This is a genomic window from Syntrophorhabdales bacterium (assembly GCA_035541455.1).
Classification (GTDB): domain Bacteria; phylum Desulfobacterota; class Syntrophorhabdia; order Syntrophorhabdales; family WCHB1-27; genus JADGQN01.
Map to the genome: position 1 here is coordinate 1 of DATKNH010000023.1, position 7,089 is coordinate 7,089.

The 7,089-nt window shown below is 53.0% G+C and carries 9 protein-coding genes; 2 read left to right on the forward strand and 7 right to left on the reverse strand.

The genetic code is table 11. From position 1 onward, the window contains the following. From VMT71_02755 to VMT71_02775, 5 genes are all read right to left on the reverse strand, one after another. Window positions 1-497, reverse strand: a 497-nt coding sequence (locus tag VMT71_02755) for a hypothetical protein (GenBank protein ID HVN22864.1), incomplete at its 3' end; no start/stop codon positions are given. A gap of 36 nt (window positions 498-533) precedes the next feature. Further along, window positions 534-1,010, reverse strand: a complete 477-nt coding sequence (locus VMT71_02760; GenBank protein HVN22865.1) for a hypothetical protein — start codon at window positions 1,008-1,010, stop codon at window positions 534-536. A gap of 619 nt (window positions 1,011-1,629) precedes the next feature. Further along, on the reverse strand, window positions 1,630-1,968 hold the full coding sequence (locus VMT71_02765; protein HVN22866.1) for a hypothetical protein: 339 nt from the start codon (window positions 1,966-1,968) through the stop codon (window positions 1,630-1,632). A 249-nt stretch (window positions 1,969-2,217) separates the two neighbouring features. Then, the gene (locus VMT71_02770; GenBank protein ID HVN22867.1) at window positions 2,218-2,904 is read right to left on the reverse strand and encodes a SagB/ThcOx family dehydrogenase; all 687 of its coding nucleotides are present in this window, start codon (window positions 2,902-2,904) and stop codon (window positions 2,218-2,220) included. Window positions 2,905-3,022: 118 nt separating this feature from the next. Continuing rightward, complete coding sequence (locus VMT71_02775; GenBank protein HVN22868.1) at window positions 3,023-3,997, reverse strand: TAXI family TRAP transporter solute-binding subunit; 975 nt, start codon at window positions 3,995-3,997, stop codon at window positions 3,023-3,025. 291 nt (window positions 3,998-4,288) lie between these two features. Here VMT71_02775 and VMT71_02780 point away from each other — a divergent pair, with 291 nt between their 5' ends. Beyond that, window positions 4,289-4,579 (forward strand): hypothetical protein, encoded by a 291-nt coding sequence (locus tag VMT71_02780; GenBank protein ID HVN22869.1) that lies wholly within the window; start codon window positions 4,289-4,291, stop codon window positions 4,577-4,579. 25 nt (window positions 4,580-4,604) lie between these two features. On the opposite strand, the gene VMT71_02785 is transcribed toward VMT71_02780, so the two are convergent. Beyond that, on the reverse strand, window positions 4,605-5,423 hold the full coding sequence (locus VMT71_02785) for an ADP-ribosylglycohydrolase family protein (protein HVN22870.1): 819 nt from the start codon (window positions 5,421-5,423) through the stop codon (window positions 4,605-4,607). A 199-nt stretch (window positions 5,424-5,622) separates the two neighbouring features. On the opposite strand from VMT71_02785, the gene VMT71_02790 reads away from it, so the two are divergent. Next, window positions 5,623-6,699, forward strand: coding sequence for a metallophosphoesterase (locus tag VMT71_02790; protein ID HVN22871.1), 1,077 nt, complete (start codon window positions 5,623-5,625; stop codon window positions 6,697-6,699). A gap of 59 nt (window positions 6,700-6,758) precedes the next feature. On the opposite strand, the gene VMT71_02795 is transcribed toward VMT71_02790, so the two are convergent. Further along, window positions 6,759-6,965 carry a hypothetical protein gene (locus tag VMT71_02795; GenBank protein ID HVN22872.1) on the reverse strand — a complete coding sequence of 69 codons (207 nt, stop codon included), beginning with the start codon at window positions 6,963-6,965 and terminating at the stop codon, window positions 6,759-6,761. Between the last annotated feature and the right edge of the window lie 124 nt (window positions 6,966-7,089).

Below are 7,089 nucleotides of genomic sequence, written 5' to 3' on the forward strand. Positions count from 1 at the left end.
CCGCCGTAGACCGTCAGAGCACAGCCGCCCACCGGCACCTTGTACTGGGCTGAGATGCCCAGGTTCACGTCCCACTGATTCTTCATGACACCCGTGTGGTCGCCGTACCAGCTCCCCTGCACAAAGGGCCCTATGCCGAAATTCTTATACTGGTAAGCCAGACCTTTGAAACCGAGGGTCCCGTAAGGCTCGGCGCTATCGCTATAGTTTCGGGTATCGGTATCAAGCTTCTGATCAGCTGCGCCGAACCTGCCATAGACCTCCCAGTTCTTCAAGAACGTATAGGTTCCCTGCAGGTAGTACTGATTCGATTTAGACGTCATGGTGCCGAGGAGATGGTTGCTGTCCAGCTTCATATTGGGCTGGTCGAACCAGTAGCCTACTCCGAGTGAGAATTTGCCGGGAGCAGCTGTTGGCTCCGGCGGACCAAACTCACCTGCGGAAGCTGCACTGACGATTATCATTACAGCCAGTATTGCGCCAATAATGCTTTTCATTGATGACCTCCTTGTTTTCATTAACGGCTTTCTGCTCTACAATAGCCTTTTGTTCTGTTTACTCCTTGCCACTGGGACAAATAGGGCCGAGGCGTCAGGAGTCAGTCCCTCCTGCGGCTCCTCGTAGGGAGAAGCAGGTAGATCCTCAAAACCCTCGGATGGTTGAGAATAACCCTCGTGATCTTGATCGCGATCTATTTCTTTGAGACGGATCAGTTCCCTTGGCGTCAAGCCAGACAAATAGATAAATTTTGCGTTCACCGATGGAATCTTCGATCTTCTTCGTCCCGCTTCCCTGCCCTTGCGCCAGAGGGTGTATCCTTCTTGCGTTCTTGCGATGGCACACGGAATATGCAACCTTTGGAACCACTCTACCCAACTCCTCAACATCTCGGGCGATTCCACCGGCCTGCTCATTTCAAAGAAGAGGATCTCTGACCGAGGACTACCTTTCTGGCGAACTGTCGCCATTCGTTCCAGGGGCTGCCCCTTTTCGGCAATGTCAGTGTCCATACACACCTCCCTTGTGTTGATCGGCAGTACGTGGTGGCGTGCCTCCCCCTGGGTTGCCAGGGACCGGCGAATCTCGGCGTACTGCCGACGTCCGATCGCGCCTCATGGAAGCACCGTGGTCAGACGAGTGGAGGTCCCCGGTATGTGTGACGGAAGATAAGTAAGTGCTGGTGAAAGGTTTCTTGTTCTTCGTAGGAAGGATACGCCTCAGCCCCACCGGGAGGGGGGAGGGCGTGATCTCCGATCAGGGCGAACGAGTTTGCATCGTCCTGGCATGTCTGGTTTGAATCATCGGGGAAGGATATATCGGCCGCACTGCACGTCGCTACCGAAAGCAACAACACCGATAGAATAACTGCGACCAGCTTTATAACAGTCGACCCGTCCATGAGGCACTTCCCGCTCTTCGCGCTCAAGCAATGCCCGTGCCGAAGCAGTACATGCGCCGTAACGCTTGCAAATTCAAAGTAACCAGTGAGAACCCCTTGAGCACGACAAACAAAACTGTCGAAAAAGGCGACCATCGACATACAAATTTGTCGGAGAATGCACGTCAGATCATGGCATAACCGCGAGTGCATGTGCGAAAGCTCCGGATGACTATCGTGCACCTCCTTTTTCACTCTTGCCTTCTTAACAGTTCTCCTACCTTTCTGCTCATCTCAGGAAGCTTCCACATGATCGTCTCCCAGAGCTGCCTTACATCGATATCCACGTGTTTGCGGGACTGCCAGTCCCATTTGCCTGCAACCGCAGACCAGTCGATCGCGGTGAGTTCTTGTTGTATCTCGCCGGGCAGCCAGGTCCACCCCTCCTTCATGATCGCAAGCCTCACCAGTACCGATTCGATCTTCTCGGTGTCTTCAGCAAATTTCTCATATGGCACAGCAGCGATTTCCTTAGCGAGCTTGTCGGCCAACTGTCCAATGCCACAAAGGTACATTCCGGTCGTGTCCATCCTGTCGCTCCGCTTGAATGGCATAATCTTGCCCAAGAGTCCGGATGGCAACCATCAGGTCAGTTGATGAAAAAATGCACTCTGCCCCTAACCGGAAGCCTTGCCATCAGAAGTTAAAGTCGGGCGGAAACCTGGAAAGGTTACATGGGAAGGGCCTCGATACCTCCTGAGGCCCGCGATTACCGATAAGAATGTTGAGAGGAAGAGGAGATGCGGCAGTTGCCCCTGCGGCATCTCCTGCAGACGTTACTATGCTGTCTTCCTGGGGTATCCCACCGACTGCGCCAGGGTAATCTTCTGATCGGGCCGCAGCTTCATGGCCTTTGAGAGCGCCGGTATATCGATCATTACCCGAACCACGGTCGCCAGTCCTTCGGAGGCGCAATAGAGGCAGACATTCTCCGCAATGACCCCGGTGTGGATACCGGAGAGAACAGGGAAAAGGGCTTTTTCGTCTGCCGGCATTTTATCGGCCATCCTCGCGTAATCAGACACATAGATGAGATTCACGGGGGCCTCTTTGACATAGGGCTGAGTTCCAGCGAGCCCGCGCAGGTCTTCTGCCAGTACCAGCTTAAGTTGATTTGCCTTCGCGTCATAGAGGTAGAGGCCCTCACGAAGAATGACGTAGATATCGATATCCTGGCAGTTGTGTGCGGAAGGGGCGGTGCGCCTTCCGTCAGGGCGATTAATCCCGAAGCCGGCCCACAGGAGATTTGAAAGAACCCCTACGGGCACTGGTTCGGGGCCGAATTGTCGTGAAGAACTCCTCTTCCACAATAACTGCATCAGAGAGTTACCACTGCCCGCTTGAGGTTTCAAAAGCTCCAGCGACTTTGCTTCCTGGGCTGAAGCCAGAGCCGGGGTCATACACAAGATCGCACCCGTTGCTGCTGATGCTTTCAAAAACTCCCGTCGACTCAGTTTCTTTTCCATAACCCTGACCTCCTTGTGATGTACTTGCTATAGCCCCTCGCCGTTGCGGGCCGAGAAACCCGAGTTGGACCGGCTATGCCTTTTCTCATTTGCTCCAATGGTTGCGCTAATCTGACGGCTACTTAATTGCCCCGACCTCTCTCAGGTATTTCTCGGCTCCCGGATGAAAGGGCACAAAGATGCCCTTTGTCGCATTCTCAAGACTGAGCACTCTGGTCTCCTGATGGATTTGGAAGTATTCTTCTTTGTGGTCGAATAAGTTTTTGATGAACGCATAGACCAGGTCAGGATTCGTCAGGCTGTGCGTCCACAGGGCTCCGGTCCATCCCATGATCAATGTATCCTGGTCAATGCCCCGATACGATTTAGCTTTGACCAGAGTCGTGTAGTGGCCGGGGTGCTCTGCAATGATCTTCTTTGCGATGCCCTCATCCACGGGCACGATCCGTACGTTCTTGGTGGTGGACAGTTCCATGTAGCTGGCCATGGGGTACCCGCCGGCAAAAAATGCTCCGTCGAGTGAGCCGTCACCGAGCCCTTCTATCGATTCTTTATACACATAATAGTACGGCTTGAAATCCTTCTTGTGCACGCCGTAATAATCGAGCAGCAAATGTCCGCAATTTGCCGGAGAACTGCCTGCACCGCCCATGCCGATGCGCTTACCTTTCACATCCGCGTAACTCTTGATCGGTGAAGTGGCAGGCACCACCAGATAGACATCCGTGTTCTGGTTGAAGACTATGGCACGCAGATCCGTAAAGGGTTTGCCCTTGTAGTCTGCCTCACCTTTGTATGCGTTCCATGCGTCCGGTGTGCCGAAGTCAGCGAATGCCTCTTTTTTCTGGCCGAAAGCCAGCATGAGCCTCCTTACCATCTCCATGGTGCCGGTAGTTGCTTCGTGCACGAACTTTACATCGCCCGTCATATATTTGTTCGATACATTGATCGTGCCTGCAACAAAGACATACGCTCCTCCGCCTGCCGGAGGGCTCATGAAAGAGATAAGCCTTTGAGCCGCCGGTGCATTGATTGCATGGATCAACAGGATACCCGCTGCCAAGATCGTACCGAACAGAAGCCCTTTTCTCATAACTCCTCCCTGGTGTCTGGCGCCAGAACTCCATCCTTACTACTGTTTGCAGTACTGGCGTATGCTGTCACGTGAAAAGCGGGTAGTTAACGCCGTCTGTACAGATAGAGTTTATTATCCAAACAATGATTGCATACTACCGGGAGGGTGTAAAGCGCAAATTCAGTTGGCGTAGCCTGCTCCGTCTCGCTATGAACTTTCTTGACCCCTGTCCACTCGCGTGCTAGGGTCGATCAAAGCAATCACGGGTCCTTTAATCTGCGGGCGGTGCGTCAACAGGAGGGACATAGTATGAGAAAATCTTTGATAGCTGTGGTGATAGTGATCCACTACGGGAACGACTACTCGAGGCCATTTGCCGTCCCACCCGGGACGCCGAAAGAGCGTGTCGAGACATTGCGCACAGCCTTTGTGAAAACGATGAGTGATCCTGAATTCCTTGGTGAAGTGGACAAAATGAAGCTGACTCTCGACCCCACAACCGCTGAGGACCTCACGACCGCCGTGGTAAACTCCGCAAAAGTTGATGCTGCCGCAAAGGCCAAGCTCAAGAACATCTTGTTCAAGACAGAAGGCAAGTAACACCGAAAACGTGGCGGAGTATTGTCTACTGGTAGGATAGAAAGGTTCGCATGAATTGCAGTGTTACGTTCCTAAGGCGGTCGTCGAGCCTTGCGAGTGTGCCGGCGATGATCTCCTGTGGAACACTTCCGTAAAAGGCTTGCGCGATGCCGCCGGTGATACAGGCGATAGTGTCGCTGTCGCCGCCTATGGATATGGCCTTGCGGATGGCGTCCTCGAAGTCGCATGACTCCAGGAATGCGCGGATCGCCTGCGGAACCGATCCGGGGCAGGTCACGTCAAACCGGTACCACTTCCGGATTGAATCGAGCGGTTCATCGAGTGCATAGCCGAAGTGCTGTTCGATGTATGTTTTGATCTCCTGCTTGGTGGCTCCTGTTCGCGTCAGATATATAGCGGATGCTGTGGCTTGCGCCCCCTTGATGCCCTCCGGATGACTGTGACTCGGCTCCGCGCTTCGCTTCGCCTCCTCAAGAACGTGGTCAAGCGTATCGAATGCGAAGCCAACTGGACTCACCCGCATGGCAGAGCCATTGCCCATACTGTATCCGGGAGATTTACTGTCTGATGGCGCCCACTCGCGGAAGCTCAAACCGTAACCACGATTCGGGTAAGAACGGAAGTATTCCTTCAGCTTATCTCCATAGTCCGCACCGGATAGGATTGCGTCAGCAATCGCAACAGTGAGCACCGTGTCGTCGGTGAAGGTGCAGCGCGCGCCAAAGAGCGGAAAATCAGTGGTCCTGATATTATGGTGCTCGTACACCGAACCTATGATGTCGCCTGCAATTGCTCCGACCATGAGTTCTCCTCCGCACCACTCCGGAACACAAACTGGCAGCATGTCAGGGAGACCTCTTTTATAACGGAAGCACGATGAAAGTCAAACGCCGATCCTATGTCTGGAAGAGAACGCTTGACAAGCTTTTGAGCCGACGGGTACTATCACGTAAGACTTCGGGTTAGAGGTTTCAAAGGAAAGAACAAGCTTTCTTGCACAAGGGCATTCGTCAAAAAACAGAATGCCAGCTCAGGAGGTTACCATGTACAAAAGAGTTTTCGTCAGTGACATCCACATGACCGCAGGTTGGGGCTTCACGGGGTCGACTGGCGCCTATGACTGGTTCACCAAGAAGAATGCGGCCGATTTCCTGGCATTTCTCAAATATGTGCGTGGTGATGCTTCGATCAATGAGGTGATACTTCTCGGTGACATCATGGATGGGTGGCTCTATCCCTACGACGTGCAGCCGCCTTCATATGAAGTTATTGCCGACGCCTTCCACATCAAGCCCATCATACAGGAGTTGCAACTACTCGCCCAGGTCAAACCGGTTACGTATGTTGAGGGGAACCATGACATCAACATAACGGATGCCGCTTTCGCAGGTTTCCGGACAAAGTATTTTCCGAACATCCCTTTTCAGAAAAAGCCCTACGTAACGAACGATGGTATTTATGCTCAACACGGCCACGAGTATCTCATGTGGAACGCTCCCGACCCGAATCCCAATCACAAGCTGCCCATCGGCTATTACATAACCCGCCTCCAGGCAGGCGTCCACGCTTACGCGCAGATGCTGTTTACAATACCCGACATAGCCAGTACTATCTTGCATGAACTATCTTCACCCACCGCTTTGACCGACGCACCCCTTGATTTCCTGATAAAAAATCTGAACAAGGTGAGACATGTCGACGACAAGACACAAATCGTCAACGCAGCCGGGGCGACTGCTATCGGGCAGGTCAGAAACGATTATGCAGGTCTGACCAGCGACTGGGAGCATCATTCAAAGTACGGTCCGGTGAAATCGATCGAATTCGAAGCCGATGACATCTGGGAGCCTGCAAATGACTTAGCCTTTGCAACCAACAACAAGATCATAGTATTCGGTCACAAGCACAAGGAGGGGAATACCCTGCTGCAACCCGCGGCGGGCGGTACACCGTGGGGAATTTACGCGAATTGCGGGAGCTGGTGCGACCTCGGCAGCAATGACCCTAGCTACATTGTCACGGAATATGACAAGGCCGGCCAAACGCATTCAGTCACGTTGTGGCATTGGCGAAAACAGAGCCCCGTTTATGTTTTATCTAATCAGATAAATATCCCCTGACCGCAACCACGGCAAGGCGGCTTCTCTGCTCTCTAGTATGGCGTCCCCGGCTTTGATCCCTACTTCTTCGCTCTTACAGCCTTCATCAGGATCCAGCCGTCCATAGGTTTCTTGCTTCCGATCTCGTAACCGAGTGACTCAAGTACCTGGGTGACCTCTTCGCAGGGCTGACCAGCCAGAACCTCTGCGCTCACTTCCGGCCCGTTCAGGATCTCGATGACCTTTCTCGTATAGACAGCGGGGAAATGGCCACTGAGCTCTCTCATCTTTAGCTCTATAGATTCCATAGTATTATTTTAAGCTATTTCGTGTGGTGGATGCAAGCGGGGTTGAAGCGTCTCTACTGCGCTGGGAACTTCAGACAGGTTGGGTCGATTGGCCTGCTTTTCT

Coding starts and splice junctions, on each gene's coding strand:
- VMT71_02790 (HVN22871.1), top strand. CDS start 5,623: ATGTACAAAAGAGTTTTCGTCAGTGACATCCACATGACCGCAGGTTGG.
- VMT71_02795 (HVN22872.1), bottom strand. CDS start 6,965: ATGAGAGAGCTCAGTGGCCATTTCCCCGCTGTCTATACGAGAAAGGTC.
- VMT71_02770 (HVN22867.1), bottom strand. CDS start 2,904: ATGGAAAAGAAACTGAGTCGACGGGAGTTTTTGAAAGCATCAGCAGCA.
- VMT71_02760 (HVN22865.1), bottom strand. CDS start 1,010: ATGGACACTGACATTGCCGAAAAGGGGCAGCCCCTGGAACGAATGGCG.
- VMT71_02775 (HVN22868.1), bottom strand. CDS start 3,997: ATGAGAAAAGGGCTTCTGTTCGGTACGATCTTGGCAGCGGGTATCCTG.
- VMT71_02765 (HVN22866.1), bottom strand. CDS start 1,968: ATGGACACGACCGGAATGTACCTTTGTGGCATTGGACAGTTGGCCGAC.
- VMT71_02780 (HVN22869.1), top strand. CDS start 4,289: ATGAGAAAATCTTTGATAGCTGTGGTGATAGTGATCCACTACGGGAAC.
- VMT71_02785 (HVN22870.1), bottom strand. CDS start 5,423: ATGCTGCCAGTTTGTGTTCCGGAGTGGTGCGGAGGAGAACTCATGGTC.